Here is a 20,341-nt window from a genome sequence, read left to right as displayed (position 1 = left end):
CAGGATCCTGAGATCGCAGGAGGTCCTACGACCAGCGTGGCCCGGACCATCGCAGCCTGCGGCAGCGGCTACAGGGAGATTGTCACCCCCCCCCTGTAACAACAAATCCTGGTCAAACCCTTGTGCAAACGGCCGGGTGAGTTAGCATCGCACCCCGAATTGCTGCGAGCGGGCATTCCTGGTGCCCGTATCCGTCGGTTTTCCAGGGAAAACCTGTCGCGGGTTCGCCTCACAATAAAATGGGTTCAGGGGACTTGAAGATGAAGAAGTATCTCTCGATGCTGCTGCTCGGCGTCACGGCAATGGTGGCGGTCAATGCAGCCCAGGCTGGCGCCATCGATGATGCGGTCAAGCGCGGCACGCTGAAAGTCGGCATGGACCCGACCTACATGCCGTTCGAGATGACCAACAAGCGCGGTGAGATCATCGGTTTCGAGGTCGATATCCTCAAGGCCATGACCAAGGCCATGGGCGTCAAGCTGGAGCTGGTTTCCACCGGCTACGACGGCATCATCCCGGCCCTGCTGACCGACAAGTTCGACATGATCGGCAGCGGCATGACCCTGACCCAGGAACGCAACCTGCGCCTGAACTTCAGCGAACCCTTCATCGTGGTCGGCCAGACCCTGCTGATCCGCAAGGAACTGGAAGGCACCATCAAGTCCTATAAAGACCTGAACACCGCCGACTACCGCATCACCTCCAAGCTGGGCACCACCGGCGAGATGGTCGCCAAGAAGCTGATCGCCAAGGCCAAGTACCACGGCTACGACAACGAGCAGGAAGCCGTGCTCGACGTGGTCAACGGCAAGGCCGACGCCTTTATCTACGATGCCCCGTACAACGTGGTGGCACTGAGCAAGGTCGGCAACGGCAAGCTTACGTTCCTCGACAAGCCGTTCACCTATGAGCCCCTGGCGTTCGGCCTGAAGAAGGGTGACTACGACAGCCTCAACTTCATCAACAACTTCCTGCACCAGATCCACGAAGACGGCACCTACGATCGTATCCATGACAAGTGGTTCAAGAGCACCGAGTGGCTCAAGGACATGGAATAACACTCGGTCAGACAGACCGAGTCGCCCCATTCGCGGGCAAGCCTCGCTCCTACGGATTCACGCAATCCCTGTAGGAGCGAGCCGGCTCGCGATGGCGTCCTGATCGGCGATACCGAACTTCCCCGCTGCAAACGGCTGGAACCTGCAAAGTGATCAAACATAAAAAAGCCCAATGGCCCTGGCACGTACTGACCGTGCTGGTGCTGATCGGCCTGGCCGGCGCGCTGTATTACGCCACCTCGCTGATGTCCTACGAATGGCGCTGGAACCGCGTACCGCAGTACTTCGCCTACCAGGCCGAGGAGTCGCAGCGGGCGGCGGACATCTCCACCGTCAGCGAGCTGGTGCGCAAAGGCGGCAAGGCCGAGGTCACGCTGCGCAACGACGCGGGTGACGAGCAACGGCTGACGGTCGACGAAAACAGCCTGCAAGTCGCCCGTGGCGACGATGTGGCCGAAGGCGATGTGATCGGCGTGACCCGTCACTGGGCGGCCGGGCCGCTGCTGCTGGGGCTGTGGACCACCTTGTGGTTGTCGCTGGTGTCCGGGGTGCTGGGGCTGTTCATCGGCTTGGCGACCGGGCTTTGCCGGCTGTCGAACAACCCGACCCTGCGGGACCTGTCGACCATTTACGTCGAACTGGTGCGCGGCACGCCGCTGCTGGTGCAGATCTTCATTTTCTATTTCTTCATCGGCACGGTGCTGAACCTGTCCCGCGAGTTCGCCGGGATCGCCGCGCTGTCACTGTTCACCGGTGCCTATGTGGCGGAAATCGTCCGCGCCGGCGTGCAGTCGATCGCCCGTGGCCAGAATGAAGCGGCCCGCTCCCTGGGCCTGAACGCCAGCCAGTCGATGCGCCATGTGGTACTGCCGCAGGCCTTCAAGCGGGTGCTGCCGCCGCTGGCCGGGCAGTTCATCAGCCTGGTGAAAGACACCTCGCTGGTGTCGGTGATCGCCATCACCGAGCTGCTCAAGAGCGGACGTGAAGTCATCACCACCTCGTTTTCGCCGTTCGAGATCCTGTTCTGCGTGGCGGCCCTGTACCTGTTGATCAACCTGCCGCTGTCGAAGATGGCCAGCCGGCTTGAGCGGAGGCTCGCGCAAAGTGATTGAAGTCCGCGATCTGGTAAAAGTCTTCGACACCCGGGGCCAGGTGGTCCGCGCGGTAGATAACGTCACCACTAACGTGGCCAAGGGCGAAGTGCTGGTGGTGATCGGCCCGTCCGGCTCCGGCAAGTCGACCTTCCTGCGTTGTCTCAACGGCCTGGAACAGTTCGATTCCGGCTCGGTGAGCATCGACGGCCTGCAACTGGCCGATCCGAAGACCGATGTGAATGCCTATCGCCGCGAAGTCGGCATGGTGTTCCAGCATTTCAACCTGTTCCCGCACATGACCGTGCTGGAAAACCTCTGCCTGGCGCAGAAGGTGGTGCGCAAGCGCGGCAAGCAGGAGCGCGAGGCCAAGGCCCTGGCGTTGCTGGAGAAGGTCGGTATCGCGCAGAAGGCCAACGAGTTCCCGTCGCGGCTCTCCGGCGGCCAGCAGCAACGCGTGGCCATCGCCAGGGCGCTGGCCATGGAGCCCAAGGTCATGCTGTTCGACGAGCCGACTTCGGCGCTGGACCCGGAAATGGTCGGCGAAGTGCTGGACGTGATGAAAACCCTGGCCCTGGAAGGCATGACCATGGTCTGTGTGACCCACGAAATGGGCTTTGCCCGGGAAGTGGCGGATCGGGTGCTGTTCTTCGATCACGGCAAACTGCTGGAAGACGCCTCGCCAGCGGCGTTCTTCGATGCGCCCCAAGACCCGCGGGCCCAGGCGTTCCTGCGTCAGGTCCTGTAGGTTTTCCACCGGCTGAAACCCATCGCGGGCAAGCCTCGCTCCTACAGATGACCTTTATCTGTAGGAGCGAGGCTTGCCCGCGATTGTTTCACCCCGATATCAAGCGAAACCGGCTCGGCTCAAACCCGGAAGCGCCCGACCAGGGTCTGCAGATGGGTCCCCAGGCGCGCCAGCTCGACGCTGGAGGCCGCTGTTTCCTCACTGGCTGCCGAGGTCTGCTCGGACACGTCGCGCACGTTCAGCACGCTTCTGTTGATTTCCTCGGCCACCGCGCTCTGCTGCTCGGCCGCGGCGGCGATCTGCTGGTTCATCGCCTGGATCGCCGAGACGGTGCGGGTGATGTTTTCCAGCGAGCCACCGGCCCGACGGGTCAGCTCTACGCTGCTGTCGGTCAGGTTGCGGCTGTTGTCCATGATGTTGGCCACTTCCTGGGTGCCGTTCTGCAGGCCGACGATCAGCTCCTCGATCTCTTCGGTGGACTTCTGGGTGCGCTGCGCCAGGCTGCGCACCTCGTCGGCCACCACGGCGAAACCACGACCGGCTTCACCCGCGCGGGCGGCTTCGATGGCGGCGTTGAGGGCCAGCAGGTTGGTCTGCTGGGCGACCGACTTGATCACGTCGAGCACACTGCCGATCTTGTCGCTTTCCTGCTTCAGGTGGCCCATGGCGGCGGTTGAGTTGCCGACCTCGGCGGCCAGGCGTTCGATCTGTGCGATCGCCTCGCCAACTACCTTGTCGCCCTCGCGGGCCTGCTGATCGGCGGCGACCGCGGCTTCCGAGGCTTCCTCGGCGTTGCGCGCGACTTCCTGGACCGTGGCGGCCATTTCATTCATGGCGGTGGCGACCTGGTCGGTCTCGACTTTCTGGCTGTTGACTCCGGCGCTGGTCTGCTCGGTCACCGCCGACAGTTGCTCGGCGGCGCTGGCAATCTGGGTGACGCCATCGCTGATGCCGCCGATCAGCTCGCGCAGGCTCAGGGTCATGCGTTGCATGGCCCGTTGCAGCTGGCCGAGCTCGTCGCGACGCTCGACCTGCAGGTTTTCGCTGAGATCGCCCGAGGCGACACGCTCGACCACCTTGAGGGTCTGGCGCAGCGGGATGACGATCTGCCGGGTGATGCTCCAGGCAGCAACCAGGCCGAACAGCAGGGCCAGGGCGGTGACGATGGCCAGGGTGCTTCTGGCCCGGGCGGCGTCGCCGTCGCGTTTGTGGGTTTGCGCGGCGGTCAGCTGCTTGCTGACTTCCATCAGGCGGTCGCCCTGGGCCGCCATGCGTTTGAGCGCGGCGGCGCTGGCCACCTGGGAGTCGCGAAACTCGCTGACGGCGGAGCGATAGCCCTTGAGGGCGTCGGTGGCCTGTTGCAGGTTGGCCAGGTGCTGTTCCGGCAGCTTGGCCGGCAGGCTGGCGAGGTTGTTCAGGGCGTTGTCGATGGCGTCCAGCGCCGGCTGTTCGGCCTCGGCCTTGCCGCTGTAGGTGTAGCCGCGGACCTGGAAGCGCGCCTGCTGGATCAGTTTGCTCAGGTCGATGACGCTATTGAACTGGGCCACGCTGTCGCCCTGCAGCATGGATTTCTCCACTTCGGCCACCCGGGCCACGGCGTTATCGGCGGTGGCGCCCAGTTTGGCGCGGGCGGCTTCGCGGCTGGCGGTGGCGCGGGTCATGTCGGCGAAGGCCAGCTTGTACTCGCTGACGGCGGCGATCTGCTGGTCGATCATGGCGATGCTTTCAGGCATTTCCAGCATCTTGCGTGCGCGTTGCAAGCCTTCGTCGAGCTGGTTCAGCAGCTCGCTGACGGCCCCCGGTCCCTGCTCGCCACGGCGCATTTCATAGTCCAGGCGCGCGATGCGCAGGTCCTTGGTCAGCTCGTTGAGGCTGGAGATATAGCCCAGCTTGTCGCCGCGCTCGATCACATTGCCCAGGCCCAGCCAGCCGGTCGCGGTGATCAGCAGGGTCAGTAGCAGCACCAGACCGAAGCCAACGCCGAGTTTGAGGTTGACGCTCACATTTCCCAGACTCTGGGCTAACCAACGGTACATGCCGCGAACTCCCTTGGGCTATTAAATAGGTTTTGTAGAGAGCCTATCGGCTGCGTCAGATAAATCTGAAGCAGCCGTGTAACAGCAGCGAGGCTTGCCGGCGATGGCGCCGTGTCAGGCACCGCGCTATCGCGGGCAAGCCTCGCTCCTACGGGAGTGGGGGTTAGTTAGAAGAGGCGGGCGAGAAGGGCGGTGACGGCGGTTTCGACCCGCAGGATGCGTTCGCCGAGTTGCACCGGTTGCAGGCCGGACTTGCCCAGCAGGTCGATTTCGTAGGGGATCCAGCCGCCTTCCGGGCCGATGGCCAGGGTCACCGGCTCATCCAGGCCGCGGGGGCAGGCCGGGTACTGGCCAGGATGGCCGACCAGGCCGAGGGTGCCCTCGACCAGCGCTGGCAGACGGTCTTCGACGAAGGGTTTGAAGCGCTTTTCGATGACCACTTCCGGCAGCACGCTGTCGCGGGCCTGTTCCAGGCCGAGGATCAGTTGCTCGCGAATCGCCTCGGGTTCGAGGAAAGGCGTTTGCCAGAAGCTTTTCTCGACCCGGTAGCTGTTCACCAGCACCAGCCGGGGCACGCCCATGGCCGCGACGGTTTGCAGCACCCGGCGGAGCATTTTCGGGCGCGGCAGGGCCAGCACCAGGGTCAGGGGCAGCTTGGTCGGCGGTGGCTGGTCGAGGCTGACTTGCAGTTCGGCTTCCCCAGGCTCCAGGCGCAGCAGTTCGGCCGAGCCCATCAACCCGCCGATACGGCCGACCCGCAGGCTGTCGCCCACCGCGGCCCGATGGACTTCCTGCATGTGGGTCAGGCGGCGATCGCGCAGGATCACCCGGTCGGCCGCGATGAAGTCGGCCTCCTCGAGCAGCAGCAGGTTCACGCTTGGGTCGCTGGCGGCTGGTCGTTGTGGTCTTCCGCCGGCTGGTCGTCCGGATGGTCGCCGCGCTTGCTGATCAGGCTGCCGAACAGGATGCCGATCTCGAACAGCAGCCACATCGGTACCGCCAGCAGGGTTTGGGAGAAGATGTCCGGCGGGGTCAGGATCATGCCGACCACGAAGCAGCCGATGATCACGTACGGGCGGATCTTCTTCAGGTAGGCGACGTCGACCACGCCGATCCACACCAGCAGCACCACCGCCACCGGGATCTCGAACGCCACGCCGAAGGCGAAGAACAGGGTCATGACGAAATCGAGGTAGCTGGTGATGTCGGTCATCATTTCCACGCCGGCTGGGGTGGCTGCGGCGAAGAACTTGAAGATCAGCGGGAACACCAGGAAATAGGCGAAGGCCATGCCGATGTAGAACAGCAGGATGCTGGAGACCAGCAGTGGTACGGCGATGCGCTTTTCATGCTTGTACAGGCCGGGGGCGATGAAGCCCCAGATCTGGTGCAGGATCACCGGGATCGCCAGGAACAGCGAGACCATCATCGTCAGCTTGAGCGGGGTCAGGAACGGCGACGCCACGTCGGTGGCAATCATCGTTGCGCCCGCCGGCAGGTACTGGCGCAACGGCGTGGAGACGATGGTGTAGATCTGCTGGGTGAAGGCGAACAGCCCGCCGAAGATCAGGAAGATCGCCGCCACGCAGCGCAGCAACCGGGTGCGCAACTCGGTGAGGTGCGACACCAGCGGCATATGTTGGTCGTTTTCCGGAATATCGCTCATGGGGCTCGCGGCGGCAAAGTAGGGTCGTGGGGGGCTGGCGTGACAGGCGTTGTCACGGGCGCAGCCGGTTCGGCCGGTGCAGTTGCGGCAGTAGGGCTCGCCGTGGTCGCGCTGGCGGGCGCTTCAGGCGCCGCGGCGGGCGCATGAATGCTCTGTTCGGCCACGGGCTCGACCGGTGTCGGCTGTTGCTGGATCGGATTGAGGATTTTCCGCGCTTCCTGTTCCAGCGACAGAATGTGTTCGTTGTGCAGTTGCCGACGAATTTCATCGGCACCGATTTCCCGTTCAACTTCCTGCTTGATCGCATTGAAGCTGCGCTTCAGGCGGCCGATCCACAGGCCAGCCGTGCGCGCGGCGCCCGGCAGACGCTCGGGGCCGAGCACCAGCAGGGCCACCAGGCCGACGAGCAGCAGTTCAGAGAAGCTGATACCAAACATTAGTCAGTGCTCACGAGTCTTTGCGGGTCGGCTCTTCGACTTTTTGCGCCTGCACGTCGATGGTGTGCGGCTGGTTCAGCGGAGTGCTTTGCGGCTGGACCGGCGGAGCAGGCTGGGCGGTCGGAGGCACGCCAGGCTCGGCGGGTTTTTCGTCGTCGTTCATGGCCTTGCGAAAGCCCTTGATCGATTCGCCGACATCGGTGCCGAGGTTTTTCAGTTTCTTGGTGCCGAACACCAGCACCACGACAACCAGGATGACGATCCAGTGTTTCCAGTCAAAAATGCCCATGCTGCGTTTCCTCTCTAAATGATGTTCAGGCGGACGGACGCGAGGCTTTCTCGGCGTGTCCAGACAAACCGAAGCGCCGGTCCAGTTCATCGAGAACGGCCTGCGGATGCTGCCCCAGCTGGGCGAGCATGACCATGGTGTGGAACCACAGGTCGGCGGTTTCGTAGATCACATCGCTGCAGTCGCCGCTGTGGGCGGCGTCCTTGGCGGCAATGATGGTTTCCACCGATTCTTCGCCGACTTTTTCCAGAATCTTGTTCAGGCCCTTGTGGTACAGGCTGGCGACATAGGAAGTGTCGGCGGCGGCGCCTTTGCGCTCTTCCAGCACCTGGGCCAGACGGGTCAGGGTATCGCTCATGTTCAGTGTCCTGCTTGATAGATCGCGTGCGGGTCTTTGAGTACCGGATCGACCGTTTTCCAGTCGCCGTTTTCATAAACGCGGTAGAAGCAGCTCTGGCGGCCTGTGTGGCAGGCAATGTCGCCGATTTGTTCGACCATCAGGATGATGACGTCGGCATCGCAGTCCAGGCGCATTTCATGAAGCTTTTGCACATGCCCGGACTCTTCTCCCTTGCGCCATAGCTTGCCACGCGAACGTGACCAGTAGATGGCACGGTTTTCGGCAGCGGTCAGGCTCAGCGCCTCGCGGTTCATCCAGGCCATCATCAGCACGCGCCCGGTCTTGTGATCCTGGGCGATGGCCGGCACCAGGCCGTCAGCGTCCCATTTGATCTCGTCCAGCCAATCTTTCATCTTCGACTCCGACAACAGGGCCCGACGCGCTCGTCGAGCCTCGGCGATGAGAAACAGTGTGCCAGCCGCTAGCCCGGCTGGCTATCGGCGCACGACCAGATACAAGCCCACGGCCATCATGATGCCGGCCGGCCAGTGACCCAGTTCGTTCAGCGGTCCGCCGGCCGCGAGGATCGCGCCACCGCCCAGGTGCGCCGCGCCGAGAAGGCGCAGGAACCAGTCGTCCTTGCGCCGTTTCCAGGGCGGCGAAGGGGCCTGGGCATGGGGCTGGGACATGCGTTCGAGCAGGTCGCGGGTCATGTTGGCCAGGTGCGGCAGTTGTTCGACCTGGCTGTGCAGGTTGCCCAGCAAGGCTTTCGGGCTGACGCGCTCGCGCATCCAGCGTTCGAGGAACGGCTGGGCGGTGTTCCACAGGTCCAGCTCCGGGTACAGCTGGCGGCCCAGGCCTTCGATGTTCAGCAGGGTCTTTTGCAGCAGCACCAGCTGCGGCTGCACTTCCATGTTGAAGCGGCGAGCGGTCTGGAACAGGCGCATCAGCACCTGGCCGAAGGAAATATCTTTTAACGGTTTTTCGAAGATCGGCTCGCACACGGTACGGATCGCCGCTTCGAATTCGTTGAGTTTGGTCTCTGCCGGCACCCAGCCCGAATCGATGTGCAGCTGCGCCACGCGCCGGTAATCGCGCTTGAAGAACGCGAACAGGTTGCGGGCCAGGTAGTCTTGGTCTTCCGGGGTCAGGCTGCCGACGATGCCGCAGTCGATGGCAATGTATTGCGGGCTCCACGGCTGCACGGTGCTGACGAAGATGTTGCCCGGGTGCATGTCGGCGTGGAAGAAGCTGTCGCGGAACACCTGGGTGAAGAAGATCTCCACGCCGCGCTCGGCGAGCATTTTCATGTCGGTGCGCTGGTCGGCCAGGGTGGCCAGGTCGGTCACCTGGATCCCGTAGATGCGCTCCATGACCAGCACTTTCGGCCGGCACCAGTCCCAGTAGACCTGCGGCACGTAGAGTAGCGGCGAGCCTTCGAAGTTGCGCTTGAGCTGGCTGGCGTTGGCCGCTTCGCGCAACAGGTCGAGTTCGTCGTAGATGGTTTTTTCGTAATCGCTGACCACATCCACCGGGTGCAGCAGGCGGGCGTCGGCCGAAACCTTTTCGGCGGCGCGGGCAAGGATGAACAGCCAGGCCAGGTCCTGGGCGATGACCGGCTTGAGGCCCGGGCGGATGACCTTGACCACCACTTCTTCGCCGCTCTTGAGCTGGGCGGCGTGGACTTGCGCCACCGAAGCGGAGGCCAGGGGCTCGATATCGAAGCGGCTGAACACATCGCTGATCTTCTTGCCCAGTTGCTCCTCGATCAGCGCCACCGACTTCTTCGAATCGAAGGGCGGCACGCGGTCCTGCAGCAGCATCAGCTCGTCGGCGATGTCTTCGGGCAGCAGATCGCGGCGGGTCGAGAGAATCTGTCCGAACTTGATGAAGATCGGCCCCAGGTCCTGCAAGGCCAGGCGCAGGCGCGCACCGCGGCTCAGCTCCAGTTGCTTGCGCGGGAACCAGCGCCAGGGCAAGGCGTAGCGCAGCGCCAGGAGGAACCAGGGCAGGGGCAGGGCGAACAGCAGGTCATCGAGGCGGTAGCGGATCACGACGCGCTGGATGCGCAACAAACGGCGGACGGCAAGCAGCTTCATGCGTTATCGCTTGGGTCAAGGGATCGGGAAAGGCGCTCGAAGCGCGCCTCGAGGCGTTCCAGGTCGAGCTTGACCCGGTCCAGTTCACTGAAGCGGGCTTCGGCTTCGCGCTGGCCCACCAGGGTGCGCGACTCTTCGGCCAGGTATTCGGCGAGATTCTGGTTCAGGCTGGCGAAACCCTGGCGATACCAGCGCGCGCGGCTGCGTAAATGGCCGCTGAACAGCTGGGTGGCCACCGGGCCGAGCCAGCGCGAGAGTTCGTACTCCCAGTCCAGTTCGAGGTCCTGGAGGATGGCCGCCAGTTCCAGCAGCACGCCGCTGTCGCCTTCCAGCTCGACTTCGGGGCTGTGCAGCACCGAGGTCTTGTCCTGGCTCAGGGCCAGGCGCACCAGGCTCGAGGCCGGCGCCCGCAGGGTGCAGTCGGCGTCGGCCGTCCAATGCGCGGCGAGGGTCAGGCCCTCATCGCCAGGAATGACGAACAGCTGCACGCTCGGGCTGCGGCAATCGACGGCGATGACCTTGCCGTTCAAATGCTGCAAGCGTGGCAAAGCCGTGCTGTCGAGACGCAGTACACGGTTGAGGCCGTGTTCGACGCTGGCAAGCAGGCCGCTGAACAACATCAGGGTTTGATGCCGCGGTGCAGGGCGACGATGCCCGCGGTCATGTTGTGGTAGGTCACGCGATCGAAACCGGCCTCGACCATCATCGACTTCAGGGTTTCCTGGTTCGGGTGCATGCGGATCGATTCGGCCAGGTAGCGATAGCTTTCCGAGTCGTTGGTGATCAGCTTGCCGGCCAGCGGCATGAAGGCGAACGAGTAGGCGTCGTAGACCTTGGACATCAGCGCGTTGGTTGGCTTGGAGAACTCCAGTACCAGCAGGCGGCCACCGGGCTTGAGCACCCGCAGCATCGAGCGCAGGGCGTCTTCCTTGTGGGTCACGTTGCGCAGGCCGAAGGCGATGGTCACGACGTCGAAATGGTTGTCCGGGAACGGCAGCTTTTCCGCGTCGGCCTGAACGAACTCGATGTTGCCGGCCACGCCCTTGTCGAGCAGGCGGTCGCGACCGACCTTGAGCATGGAGGCGTTGATGTCCGCCAGCACCACCTGGCCAGTAGGGCCCACCAGATGGGAGAACTTGCGGGTCAGGTCGCCGGTGCCGCCGGCGATGTCCAGCACGCGATTGCCAGGGCGAACGCCGGACAATTCGATCGTGAAGCGTTTCCACAGGCGATGCATGCCACCGGACAGTACGTCGTTCATCAGGTCGTACTTGGCGGCCACGGAGTGGAACACCTCAGCGACTTTTTCCGCCTTCTGGCTTTCCGGAACGTTTTTGAAGCCGAAGTGAGTGGTGGGTTCGGCATCGCTGCCTTTGCGCTGATCAGTCATATCGCTGTCACCAAAAGAGAATGCGGGACATTCTAATCCCGGTGGCGGTCTTTGTCTTGGCAAGGCTGAATGTAAGATAGTGAAGCGCCGGGGCGTTTTGACGCAGCGCAGCTCAAGACGCTCATAGGCAAGTCCCGATAAAGCAGGAGTCATTCAATGGCCCGTATAAGTGTTGAGCGTGCCCACGGCCTGGGTAAGGAAGCAGCCCGCGAAAAGGCTGACCAGTTGGCGCAGAAACTGGCCGATCAGTATGGCCTCGAGCCGCAGTGGTCGGGCGATACCCTGAACCTCAAGCGTTCGGGGGTCAAAGGTGCGGTGCAGGTGGGCGACGATTCGATCAGGGTCGATGTCGAGCTGGGCCTGTTGATGTCCGCCATGAGCGGCATGATCAAGTCGGAAATCGAAAAGGCGCTGGATAAAGCCCTGGTCTGAGCCGCTTTCACCGAAGTCGGCTTGCCGGTGATTTGGGTGTTGTCATGACGCCTGGAAAAACATCGCTGGCGAGCCGGTCATCTCCAATAACCCGCCACCTTTTTTATGACATTGGTTAGGGTGCCGATTCTAATTTTTCTCACTACTTTGTGCCTGAGCCCACTTTCCTGCGGGCAGTTCCTCAAACCTTCTGCGCGTGAGGTGCACCATGGCCAAAGCAATTCTGAAGAAAAAAGTTGATGTCGCATCAACCACTCTGAGCGAAGTCAAATCCTATGCCCGCAAGATCTGGCTGGCAGGCCTGGGTGCCTACACCAAGGTCGGTCAGGAAGGCAGCGAGTACTTTCAAGAGCTCGTTAAAGCCGGTCAATCTGTTGAAAAGAAAGGCAAAAAAGTTGTGACTGAACAACTTGAGGCCGCCAACAGTCAGATTGATAACGTGAAGAGCGATGTCACCAGTCTCAGGGGCAAAGTCGAAGTGCAGCTGGATAAAGTCGAGAGGGCTTTTGACACGCGCGTCGCAAGTGCCTTGAATCGCATCGGCATTCCGTCTAAACATGACGTTGAGACACTCTCTGCTAAGCTCGATGAGCTGACGGCATTGCTCGAACGTGTCGCGCGTAAACATTAAGGAGAACGGGATGGCTGGTAAAAAGAATACTGAAAAAGAAGGCAGCTCGTGGATCGGGAAGGTCGAAGACTACTCCCGTAAAATCTGGCTTGCTGGTTTAGGCGTGTACTCGAAAATCGACACTGACGGCAGCAAGCTTTTCGAGTCGCTGGTCAAGGATGGCGAGAAAGCCGAGAAGCTCACCAAAAGCGCTGTCGGCAAGAAAGTCGATGCCGCCAAGGACTCCGCGAGCTCGGCAAAATCGCGCATCAGTGGCGTCAAGGACCGCGCGCTGGGCAAGTGGGACGAGCTGGAAGGTGCATTCGACAAGCGCTTGAACAGTGCCATTTCGCGTCTGGGCGTGCCCAGCCGCAATGAAGTCAAGGCGCTGCACAGCAAGGTCGACACCCTGACCAAACAGATCGAGAAACTCACAGGCGCCAAGGTAGCTCCGATCGCGGCCAAGACTGCAGCGGCCAAACCGGCGGCCAAGCCTCTGGCTAAAGCAGCAGCCAAACCGGCAGCCAAGGCTCCGGCCAAAGCAGCAGCCAAGCCTGCCGTGAAACCGGCAGCCAAAACTGCGGCGGCCAAGCCGGCTGCAAAACCTGCCGCCAAGCCAGTAGCCGCCAAGCCCGCGGCAAAACCAGCGGCCAAGCCCGCTGCGAAACCGGCGGCGAAACCGGCGGCGAAAAAACCAGCAGTGAAAAAACCGGCAGCACCCAAGGCCGCAGCACCGAAGCCAGCGGTTGTCGCCAAGCCGGCAGCACCGGTCAGCCCTGCGAACTCCGCAGTGGCGCCAAGCCCTGTCGTTACCCCGACTGCGGCGCCAGCACCCGCGACGCCAACCAGCCAGTCCTGAGTTTTTCGGGACATACAAAAACGCCCGGCCTGCAAAGGCCGGGCGTTTTTGTTTGTGGGGTTCTTGCGGCACCGATCAATCGTGTTCGTCGAGGTAACGCAGGGCCATCTGCTCGGTGGCCAGTTTCGCCGGTGGCAACAGGTGTGGAGCCACCAGCATCATGATCTGGTAGACCACCACCCGTACCTCGCCCTCGCGATCGAGGATGCGCTGATAGTCCAGCGAGAACAGCAGGGTCATGGTGATCTGTTCCACCAGTTGCCCCAGCGCCTGGGTATCGCTGACCAGTTGGCCCGAAGCCTTGAGCCTGGCCAGCAGCGAGGCCAGGGTGCGCTTCAGGGCGTTGAGCAGGTTGCGAATCCCCTTGGCCAGCTTCGGCAGGCGCCCGGCCAGGTTGGACAGGTCCTGGAACAGGAAGCGGTAGTGCGCCAGGCGTTCGACGATCAGGTGCAGGAACAGCCAGTAGTCTTCGGGCGCCAGGTGCACATCGGCGGGCGGATCGAGCAGGGGCGTCAGTTCATTCTGGAAACGCTCGAACAGCCCGAGGACCAGCGGCTCCTTGCCGTGAAAGTGGTAGTAGAGGTTGCCGGGGCTGATCCCCATTTCGTTGGCAACTTCCATGGTCGAGACATTGGGTTCGCCCTTGTGGTTGAACAGCTGCAGGGCACATTCGAGTATCCGGTCGCGGGTTTTCATCCAGTCTTCTTGGTTGTTCAGTCAGGCCGCGACCCTCGGGCCGCGGCGCGGGGAAATTCAGCGGACGCGCACGTAGGTGCCAGGCGCCGCCTCCATCGGTGGGTAATTCTGGTTGCCCAGGGTCATCAGGGTTTCGCGCTGGGCGCCGGAACGCTGCTGGATCCATTCCAGCCATTGCGTCCACCAACTGCCGTCGACGTGCTTGGCGTCGTAGTACCAGGCCCGCGGGTCGCTGCTGAGCTTGCCGTTTTCGACGTAGTTGGCCTTGGGGTTGCTCGGCGGGTTGAGGATGCTCTGCACGTGCCCGCTGTTGGACAGCACGAAGCGCTTTTCGCCGCCCAGCAGCAGGGTCGAGCGATACACCGCATCCCAGGGGGTGATGTGGTCGTTGATTCCGGCAACGCTGAAACTGTCGACCGTGACTTTTTGCAGGTCGATTGGCGTGCCGCAGACTTCCAGGCCACCGGGATGACTCATCGGGTTGTGCTTGAAGAAATCCAGCAGATCGCCATGAAAGGCAGCCGGCAGCCGGGTGTTGTCGTTGTTCCAGTAGAGGATGTCGAACGCCGGCGGCTCCTTGCCCAGCAGGTAATTGTTGACCCAGTAATTCCAGATCAGGTCGTTGGGCCGCATCCAGGCGAACACCTTGGCCATGTCGCGACCGTCGAGCACGCCGCGTTGATAGGAGCGGCGCTTGGCTGCCTCGAGGGTCTGCTCGTCGGCGAACAGGGTCGCCGGGCTGTCCAACTGACTATCCAGCAGGCTGACCAGGTAGGTGGAGCTGGAGACCCGGCGCAGTTGTCGCTTGGCTTGCAGGTGGCCTTGCAGGGCGGCAATGGTCAGGCCGCCGGCACAGGCCCCCATCAGGTTCACGTCACGACTGCCGGTGATCGCCCGGCAGACGTTCATGGCTTCCTCCACGGCCTCGACATAGCTCGACAGGCCCCATTCGCGATGCTGGACATCGGGGTTGCGCCAGCTGATGATGAAGGTCTGCAGGCCGTTTTTCAGGGCGAACTGCACGAAGCTGTTGGTGGGGCTGAGGTCGAAGATATAGAACTTGTTGATCTGTGGCGGCACGACCAGCAGGGGCCGGGCGTACTGTTTTTCGCTCATCGGCTTGTACTGGATCAGTTCCAGCAGTTCGTTGCGAAACACCACCGAACCGGGGGTAGTGGCCAGGTTCCTGCCGACTTCGAAGGACTGTTTGGTGACCTGGCTGGGCAGGCCATCGTTATGCAGCAGGTCATCGACCAGATGACCGATGCCACGGATCACGCTGCTGCCGCCGGAGTTGAAGATCTCCTTGATCGCCAGCGGATTGAGCAGGGTGTTGGACGGTGCCACCGCATCGTTGAGCAGGTTGAAGGCAAAGTGCGCGCGGGCCCGGTCGTCCTCGCTCATGCCGCTGTCGTCGATCCAGCTCCTGATCTGTTTCTGCCAGCTGAGATAGGCCTGCAGGCCGCGTCGGTAAAACGGGTTCAGGCTCCAGGTCGGATCGGAGAACCGGCTGTCCTGGGGGTTGGGTTTGTGCAGCGTTTCCCCCAGCAGGACACGGCCCAATTGGCCTCCCAGTGCCAAGGCGTGGCGGGCGCTGTGCGCCGGGTGGCGCAGGCCGTAGGTGGCCACGCTGCGCAGGGTCGACAGCAAGTCACGGCCACGCAGGCCGGTGATGGCACTCTGGGCTGTGATGTAGGTGGCGGGCGTGGGCAACGAGCCCGCCGTTGGTTTGTCTCGCATGCTTCAACACTCCTTCGTCAAGCCATCAACAAGCACACCAAGACAAACACCATAGTCGGTCCTGAACCATCCTGCGCGCGACGATCCTGTCGGCAGATGCTTTTTGCTACGTACCGCTGAACGGTGTCGGATGCGGGTGCATCACTGCCCGCTGCCGTTCCTCCTCGAGGAATTTCATGATGATCGGCGCGACAGCTTCGGCCCGGGTAATCAGGAACAGATGCCCGTCGTCGATGATGTGCAACTGGGCGTTGGGAATTCGCCACGCCAGCATGCGCATGTTGATCAGCGGGATCAGCGGGTCGTCGTCGCCGGCCAGCACCAGGGTCGGCTGGTGGATCTTGTGCAGCCAGTGGATGCTGGTCCAGCCGAGGCCAGCGAACAGCTGCCAGTAGTAGCCCAGCTTGCCCGCCGAGCGGACCTTGCTGGCATGTTCGGCGGCGAGGTTGGGATCGCGGCGGAACGAGCCGCCATAAATCAGGGGGGCGATGCGGATCACATGGGAGGGCTGGATGTAGCGCCGCGGGCTGGCCATCATCCACAGCACCTTGGGTTTGCCCGGCACCATGAAGGCGCCTGCGGCGGTGGCGGCCAGCACCAGTTTCTTGCAGCGTTCGGGGTAGTCATAGGCGAACTGCTGGGCCAGCGCCCCGCCCCAGGACACACCCACCACATTGACCTGCCCATAGTCGAGGTAATCGAGCATGCGCGTGGTCAGTTTGGCCAGTCCGGGAAAACGGTAGGGTCGGCTCGGCGTCGAGGAGCCACCAACGCCCGGTACGTCGAAGGCGATGACTTCCAGGTCCGGGTCCAGAGCCTGCACGAATGGAAACACCAGCTCCAGGTTGGCGCCGATACCATTGAAAATCAGCAAGGGTGTCAAGTGAGGCTTGCCTGGGCGTACCGCGGTGCGGATGGTCTGGCCATCCAGGTCGACGGTGCGAAAGATGAACGGTTGAGGCATGCCTTGGCCCTGTTGGTGGAATCGTTGCCTGCAAGAGAGAGTCGCTTGCGCAGCAGCATCAGCGCAAGCGGCTCGATCCTGCAGGCTTGCTATCGGTTAACGTTCATGGACATAAGTACCCGGCGCCGCCTCGGCCGCTGGATACGCCTTGTTGCCGAGAATGCTCGGCGTCTTTTTCAGTTTGCCCGAGCGCTCCGCCTGCCAGGCCTGCCAGTGCAGCCACCAGGAGTCAGTGTGCTTGGTGGAGTTTTCCTGCCAGTCGTCGGCGCTGGGCGGCATCTCTTCGCTGGTCATGTAGCGCGACTTGGGGTTGCCCGGCGGGTTGAGGATGCTCTGGATATGCCCGCTGCTGGAGAGGACGAATTCGACCTTGCCGCCGAACAGTTGGGCCGACTTGTAGCAGGACTTCCATGGGGTGATGTGATCGTTGGTGCCGGCCAGAGAGAAGATGTCGGCGGTGACCTGTTTCAGGTCGATCGGCGTACCGCACACTTCCAGTGCGTTGGGGCGGATCAGTGGATTGTTTTTGAACATTTCGATCAGGTCGCCGTGGAAGGCTGCGGGCAACCGGGTGGTGTCGTTGTTCCAGAACAGGATGTCGAACACCGGCGGCTCGTTGCCCAGCAGGTAGTTGTTCACCCAGTAGTTCCAGATCAGGTCGTTGGGCCGCATCCAGGCGAAGACCTTGGCCATGTCGCGGCCTTCCAGCACGCCAGCCTGATAGGAATGACGCTTGGCGGCTTCCAGGGTCTGCTCGTCGACGAACAGCGCCACCTGGGTGTCGAGGGTGGTGTCGAGCACGCTGACCAGCAGGGTCAGGGCGTTGACCTTCTTCTCGCCCAGGGCCGCGTAGTGCCCCAGCAGCGCGGTGCAGGTGATGCCACCGGAGCAGGCGCCGAGCATGTTCACGTCCTTGCTGCCGGTGATGGCGGTGACCACGTCGACCGCTTCTTTCAGCGCTTCGATGTAGGTTGACAGGCCCCACTCGCGCTGCGCCTTGGTCGGGTTGCGCCAACTGACGATAAAGGTCTGCACGCCGTTGCGCAGGCAGAAACGCGCCAGGCTCTTGTCCGGGCTGAGGTCGAAGACATAGAACTTGTTGATCTGTGGCGGGACCACCAGCAGCGGGCGTTCGTGCACCTGCTCGGTCACCGGGCGGTACTGGATCAGTTCCAGCACGTCGTTGCGAAACACCACCGCGCCTTCACTGGTGCCCAGGTTCTTGCCGATCTCGAAGGCGTCCATGTTGACCTGGCTCGGCATGCCGCCGTTGTGCACCAGGTCCTTGGCCAGATGGGAGAGGCCATCGAGCAGGCTTTTGCCGCCGGTCTCGAAGAAGCGTTTGACCGCCGCGGGGTTGGCGGCGGTGTTGGTCGGCGCCATGGCTTCGGTCATCAGGTTGATGACGAAGTGAGCGCGACTGATGTCCTGTTCGGAGAGGTTGCTGTGGCCGATCCAGTCGTGAAGCTCCTTGCGCCACGCCAGGTAGGTTTGCAGGTAACGCTTGTACAGCGGGTTCTGGCTCCAGGCCGGATCGTTGAAGCGACGGTCATCGCTCTCCGGTTGCAGCGTCGATTTGCCGAACATCACGTTCTTCAGTTCGACGCCGAAATGGGCCACATGTTTGGCGCTGTGCAGCGGTTGTTTGATGGCCTGGGTCAGCACCATACGAGCAGAGGTAAGCAGATCTTTCCGACGTAAACCGATGACAGGATTCAGGCCCAGAGTGTTTTCCGAGGCTTGGCGTTTCAGGTCATCGTTATTCTTGTTACTCATCTACGACGCTCCATTGTCCTGAGACGAGTACCGGACCTGCTGTGTAGTCACACAGCAAAGATGCCAGGTACTACTGCTCGGGTGACCGTTGATTCTGCATTACTGCTTTTTTGTTCAGAGAACACTGCAGGGAACTTGCCAGCTCCATTGGTTACCCGAGTTTAATTTTTTTCGCAAGCAGGCCAATCGTTGGCCATGCAGCCCAGCATTCAAACAGATGAATCTAGAAAATGCCCTCTAAAGCGTCAGAGGTCTGATCTAGAGCATCAGCTTGACGATAGACTCATTCGGGTCGCGGGACTTTCCGGCGGCTTGAAGTTCGGCAAGATAATCCTTCCACAGATCGTCCTGGCGCACCGCCAACTGGTACAGGTAGTCCCAGGTGAACAGGCCGCTGTCATGCCCGTCGTCGAAGGTCAATTTCAGTGCGTACTGGCCCGCCGGTTCGACCTTGGTCAGGCCGACTCCGATCTTGCCAAATTGCAGGATGGGTTTGCCGTGGCCCTGGACCTCGGCGGAGGGGGAGTGCACCCGCAGGAATTCGGCGGGCAGGTGATAGACCTCGTCTGGCGCATAGGTCAGCGTCAGGGTCTTCGAGGCTTTGTGCAGGTTGATGGCGGTGGGAAGTCTGGTCATGGGGGCAGCTTAAAGCTGCAAGCCCCAAGCTACAAGATGACTACGGTCAACTTGCAGCTTGAAGCTTATGGCTTGTCGCTTAGAGGATATAACGGGACAGGTCTTCGTTCTGCGCCAATTCGCCCAGGTGACTGTTGACGTAGGCGGCGTCGATGCGGATCGGCTCTTCGTTGTGGGCGCTGGCCAGGTCGCCGGCGCTGAACGACACCTCTTCGAGCAAGCGCTCGAGCAGGGTGTGCAGGCGACGGGCACCGATGTTCTCGGTCTTCTCGTTGACCTGCCAGGCGATCTCCGCCAGGCGCTTGATACCGTCCGCCTGGAACTCGATGACCAGGCCTTCGGTTTTCAGCAGCTCGCGGTATTGCTCGGTCAGGGAGGCGTGAGGCTCGCTGAGAATGCGCTCGAAGTCTTCCGGCGACAGCGCCTTGAGTTCGACACGGATCGGCAAGCGGCCTTGCAGCTCGGGCACCAGGTCGCTCGGCTTGCTCAGGTGGAACGCGCCGGAAGCGATGAACAGGATGTGGTCGGTCTTGACCATGCCCAGCTTGGTGTTGACGGTGCAGCCTTCGATCAGCGGCAGCAGGTCGCGCTGCACGCCTTCGCGAGAGACGTCGACGCCGCCGGAGTTGCCACGCTTGGCAACCTTGTCGATTTCGTCGATGAACACGATGCCGTGCTGTTCGACCGCTTCCAGGGCCTTGGCCTTGAGTTCTTCATCGTTGACCAGGCGGCTGGCTTCTTCGTCGCGGATCAGCTTGAGCGCGTCCTTGACCTTGAGCTTGCGGTTCTTGCGCTGGCCCTTGCCCATATTGGCGAAGAGGCTCTGCAACTGGTTGGTCATCTCTTCCATGCCCGGTGGCGCGGAAATGTCGACGCCGCTGACTTCAGCCACTTCGATCTCGATTTCCTTGTCGTCCAGCTGGCCTTCGCGCAGGCGCTTGCGGAACAGCTGGCGGGTGTTGGAGTCCTGGGCCGGGGCGGCGTCCTCGTTGCTGAAACCCATGCGCGCCGGTGGCAGCAGGGCATCGAGGATGCGCTCTTCGGCAGCGTCTTCGGCGCGGTGGCGCACGCGGGTCATTTCCTGTTCGCGGAACAGTTTGATCGCGGCATCGGCCAGGTCGCGGATGATGGACTCAACGTCACGGCCGACATAACCGACTTCGGTGAACTTGGTCGCTTCGACCTTGATGAACGGAGCGTTGGCCAGCTTGGCCAGGCGCCGGGCGATCTCGGTCTTGCCGACGCCGGTCGGGCCGATCATCAGGATGTTCTTCGGGGTCACTTCGACACGCAGCTCTTCAGGCAGCTGCATGCGGCGCCAGCGGTTACGCAGTGCAATGGCGACGGCGCGCTTGGCATCGTCCTGGCCGATGATATGGCGGTTGAGTTCGTGGACGATTTCGCGGGGAGTCATGGGCATAGTAATTGGCGGTCCTCAAGCAAGAATGAATGCCGTGGCGCGATGGCCGAAACA

The 20,341-nt window shown here is 62.2% G+C and carries 22 protein-coding genes and 1 pseudogene; 6 read left to right on the top strand and 17 right to left on the bottom strand.

What is annotated here, in order from left to right; all coding sequences use genetic code 11:
* The first annotated feature begins 260 nt into the window (after nt 1-260).
* From NRG23_RS17145 to NRG23_RS17135, 3 genes are all read left to right on the top strand, one after another.
* Entirely contained in the window at nt 261-1,058 is a 798-nt protein-coding gene (locus NRG23_RS17145) for a transporter substrate-binding domain-containing protein (protein ID WP_016704434.1), read from the top strand.
* Between the two features lie 152 nt (nt 1,059-1,210).
* Nucleotides 1,211-2,170, top strand: coding sequence for an amino acid ABC transporter permease (locus NRG23_RS17140; RefSeq protein WP_371923113.1), 960 nt, complete (start codon nt 1,211-1,213; stop codon nt 2,168-2,170).
* Nucleotides 2,163-2,897 (top strand): amino acid ABC transporter ATP-binding protein, encoded by a 735-nt coding sequence (locus NRG23_RS17135; RefSeq protein ID WP_009046576.1) that lies wholly within the window; start codon nt 2,163-2,165, stop codon nt 2,895-2,897. The genes NRG23_RS17140 and NRG23_RS17135 overlap by 8 nt, the downstream gene beginning before the upstream one ends.
* Nucleotides 2,898-3,016: 119 nt before the next feature.
* Here NRG23_RS17135 and NRG23_RS32860 read toward each other — a convergent pair whose 3' ends face one another.
* The 11 genes and pseudogenes from NRG23_RS32860 to ubiE all read right to left on the bottom strand — a co-directional run bounded on the left by NRG23_RS32860 (nt 3,017) and on the right by ubiE (nt 11,154).
* Nucleotides 3,017-3,721, bottom strand: coding sequence for a methyl-accepting chemotaxis protein (locus tag NRG23_RS32860; RefSeq protein WP_373922261.1), 705 nt, complete (start codon nt 3,719-3,721; stop codon nt 3,017-3,019).
* 198 nt (nt 3,722-3,919) lie between these two features.
* Nucleotides 3,920-4,933, bottom strand: a pseudogene (locus NRG23_RS32855) (methyl-accepting chemotaxis protein); the annotation flags it as partial.
* 167 nt (nt 4,934-5,100) lie between these two features.
* Nucleotides 5,101-5,808, bottom strand: coding sequence for a 16S rRNA (uracil(1498)-N(3))-methyltransferase (locus NRG23_RS17125; protein ID WP_016704436.1), 708 nt, complete (start codon nt 5,806-5,808; stop codon nt 5,101-5,103).
* A complete protein-coding gene (gene tatC / locus NRG23_RS17120; protein WP_009046579.1) occupies nt 5,805-6,599 on the bottom strand; it encodes a twin-arginine translocase subunit TatC in 795 nt (264 codons plus the stop codon). The genes NRG23_RS17125 and tatC overlap by 4 nt, the downstream gene beginning before the upstream one ends.
* Nucleotides 6,596-7,036: a Sec-independent protein translocase protein TatB gene (tatB, locus tag NRG23_RS17115; protein WP_016704437.1), complete on the bottom strand. Its 441-nt coding sequence runs from the start codon at nt 7,034-7,036 to the stop codon at nt 6,596-6,598. The genes tatC and tatB overlap by 4 nt, the downstream gene beginning before the upstream one ends.
* 10 nt (nt 7,037-7,046) lie before the next feature.
* Nucleotides 7,047-7,325 (bottom strand): twin-arginine translocase TatA/TatE family subunit, encoded by a 279-nt coding sequence (locus tag NRG23_RS17110; RefSeq protein ID WP_257371457.1) that lies wholly within the window; start codon nt 7,323-7,325, stop codon nt 7,047-7,049.
* A 25-nt stretch (nt 7,326-7,350) separates the two neighbouring features.
* Nucleotides 7,351-7,683: a phosphoribosyl-ATP diphosphatase gene (locus NRG23_RS17105; RefSeq protein ID WP_007925883.1), complete on the bottom strand. Its 333-nt coding sequence runs from the start codon at nt 7,681-7,683 to the stop codon at nt 7,351-7,353.
* A 2-nt stretch (nt 7,684-7,685) separates the two neighbouring features.
* Entirely contained in the window at nt 7,686-8,078 is a 393-nt protein-coding gene (gene hisI / locus NRG23_RS17100; protein ID WP_007925882.1) for a phosphoribosyl-AMP cyclohydrolase, read from the bottom strand.
* Nucleotides 8,079-8,159: 81 nt separating this feature from the next.
* A complete protein-coding gene (gene ubiB, locus NRG23_RS17095) occupies nt 8,160-9,764 on the bottom strand; it encodes a ubiquinone biosynthesis regulatory protein kinase UbiB (RefSeq protein WP_038630411.1) in 1,605 nt (534 codons plus the stop codon).
* The gene (locus NRG23_RS17090) at nt 9,761-10,384 is read right to left on the bottom strand and encodes an SCP2 domain-containing protein (protein WP_009046582.1); all 624 of its coding nucleotides are present in this window, start codon (nt 10,382-10,384) and stop codon (nt 9,761-9,763) included. Before NRG23_RS17090 ends, ubiB begins: the two co-directional genes overlap by 4 nt.
* Nucleotides 10,384-11,154, bottom strand: coding sequence for a bifunctional demethylmenaquinone methyltransferase/2-methoxy-6-polyprenyl-1,4-benzoquinol methylase UbiE (gene ubiE, locus NRG23_RS17085; RefSeq protein WP_007925879.1), 771 nt, complete (start codon nt 11,152-11,154; stop codon nt 10,384-10,386). The genes NRG23_RS17090 and ubiE overlap by 1 nt, the downstream gene beginning before the upstream one ends.
* A gap of 156 nt (nt 11,155-11,310) precedes the next feature.
* Between ubiE and NRG23_RS17080 the strand changes: the two genes are divergently transcribed.
* The 3 genes from NRG23_RS17080 (at nt 11,311) to NRG23_RS17070 (ending at nt 13,055) form a co-directional block, all read left to right on the top strand.
* Complete coding sequence (locus NRG23_RS17080; RefSeq protein ID WP_007925878.1) at nt 11,311-11,586, top strand: polyhydroxyalkanoic acid system family protein; 276 nt, start codon at nt 11,311-11,313, stop codon at nt 11,584-11,586.
* A gap of 208 nt (nt 11,587-11,794) precedes the next feature.
* Nucleotides 11,795-12,217: a phasin family protein gene (locus NRG23_RS17075; RefSeq protein ID WP_009046583.1), complete on the top strand. Its 423-nt coding sequence runs from the start codon at nt 11,795-11,797 to the stop codon at nt 12,215-12,217.
* Nucleotides 12,218-12,227: 10 nt separating this feature from the next.
* The gene (locus NRG23_RS17070; RefSeq protein ID WP_257371456.1) at nt 12,228-13,055 is read left to right on the top strand and encodes a phasin family protein; all 828 of its coding nucleotides are present in this window, start codon (nt 12,228-12,230) and stop codon (nt 13,053-13,055) included.
* Nucleotides 13,056-13,130: 75 nt separating this feature from the next.
* On the opposite strand, the gene NRG23_RS17065 is transcribed toward NRG23_RS17070, so the two are convergent.
* The 6 genes from NRG23_RS17065 to hslU all read right to left on the bottom strand — a co-directional run bounded on the left by NRG23_RS17065 (nt 13,131) and on the right by hslU (nt 20,287).
* Nucleotides 13,131-13,751, bottom strand: a complete 621-nt coding sequence (locus NRG23_RS17065; RefSeq protein ID WP_009046585.1) for a TetR/AcrR family transcriptional regulator — start codon at nt 13,749-13,751, stop codon at nt 13,131-13,133.
* A 57-nt stretch (nt 13,752-13,808) separates the two neighbouring features.
* On the bottom strand, nt 13,809-15,491 hold the full coding sequence (gene phaC, locus NRG23_RS17060) for a class II poly(R)-hydroxyalkanoic acid synthase (RefSeq protein ID WP_257371455.1): 1,683 nt from the start codon (nt 15,489-15,491) through the stop codon (nt 13,809-13,811).
* 106 nt (nt 15,492-15,597) lie between these two features.
* Nucleotides 15,598-16,455 (bottom strand): poly(3-hydroxyalkanoate) depolymerase, encoded by an 858-nt coding sequence (gene phaZ / locus NRG23_RS17055; protein ID WP_009046587.1) that lies wholly within the window; start codon nt 16,453-16,455, stop codon nt 15,598-15,600.
* A gap of 96 nt (nt 16,456-16,551) precedes the next feature.
* The gene (phaC, locus tag NRG23_RS17050; RefSeq protein ID WP_009046588.1) at nt 16,552-18,231 is read right to left on the bottom strand and encodes a class II poly(R)-hydroxyalkanoic acid synthase; all 1,680 of its coding nucleotides are present in this window, start codon (nt 18,229-18,231) and stop codon (nt 16,552-16,554) included.
* 258 nt (nt 18,232-18,489) lie between these two features.
* Complete coding sequence (locus NRG23_RS17045; protein ID WP_007925870.1) at nt 18,490-18,867, bottom strand: gamma-butyrobetaine hydroxylase-like domain-containing protein; 378 nt, start codon at nt 18,865-18,867, stop codon at nt 18,490-18,492.
* Between the two features lie 79 nt (nt 18,868-18,946).
* Complete coding sequence (gene hslU / locus NRG23_RS17040) at nt 18,947-20,287, bottom strand: ATP-dependent protease ATPase subunit HslU (RefSeq protein ID WP_009046589.1); 1,341 nt, start codon at nt 20,285-20,287, stop codon at nt 18,947-18,949.
* Nucleotides 20,288-20,341 lie beyond the last annotated feature (54 nt).

Source organism: Pseudomonas sp. T8 (genome assembly GCF_024610635.1).
In the GTDB taxonomy this organism is placed as follows: Bacteria; Pseudomonadota; Gammaproteobacteria; order Pseudomonadales; family Pseudomonadaceae; genus Aquipseudomonas; species Aquipseudomonas chlororaphis_I.
This window is presented reverse-complemented; position numbering and strand designations above follow the sequence as displayed.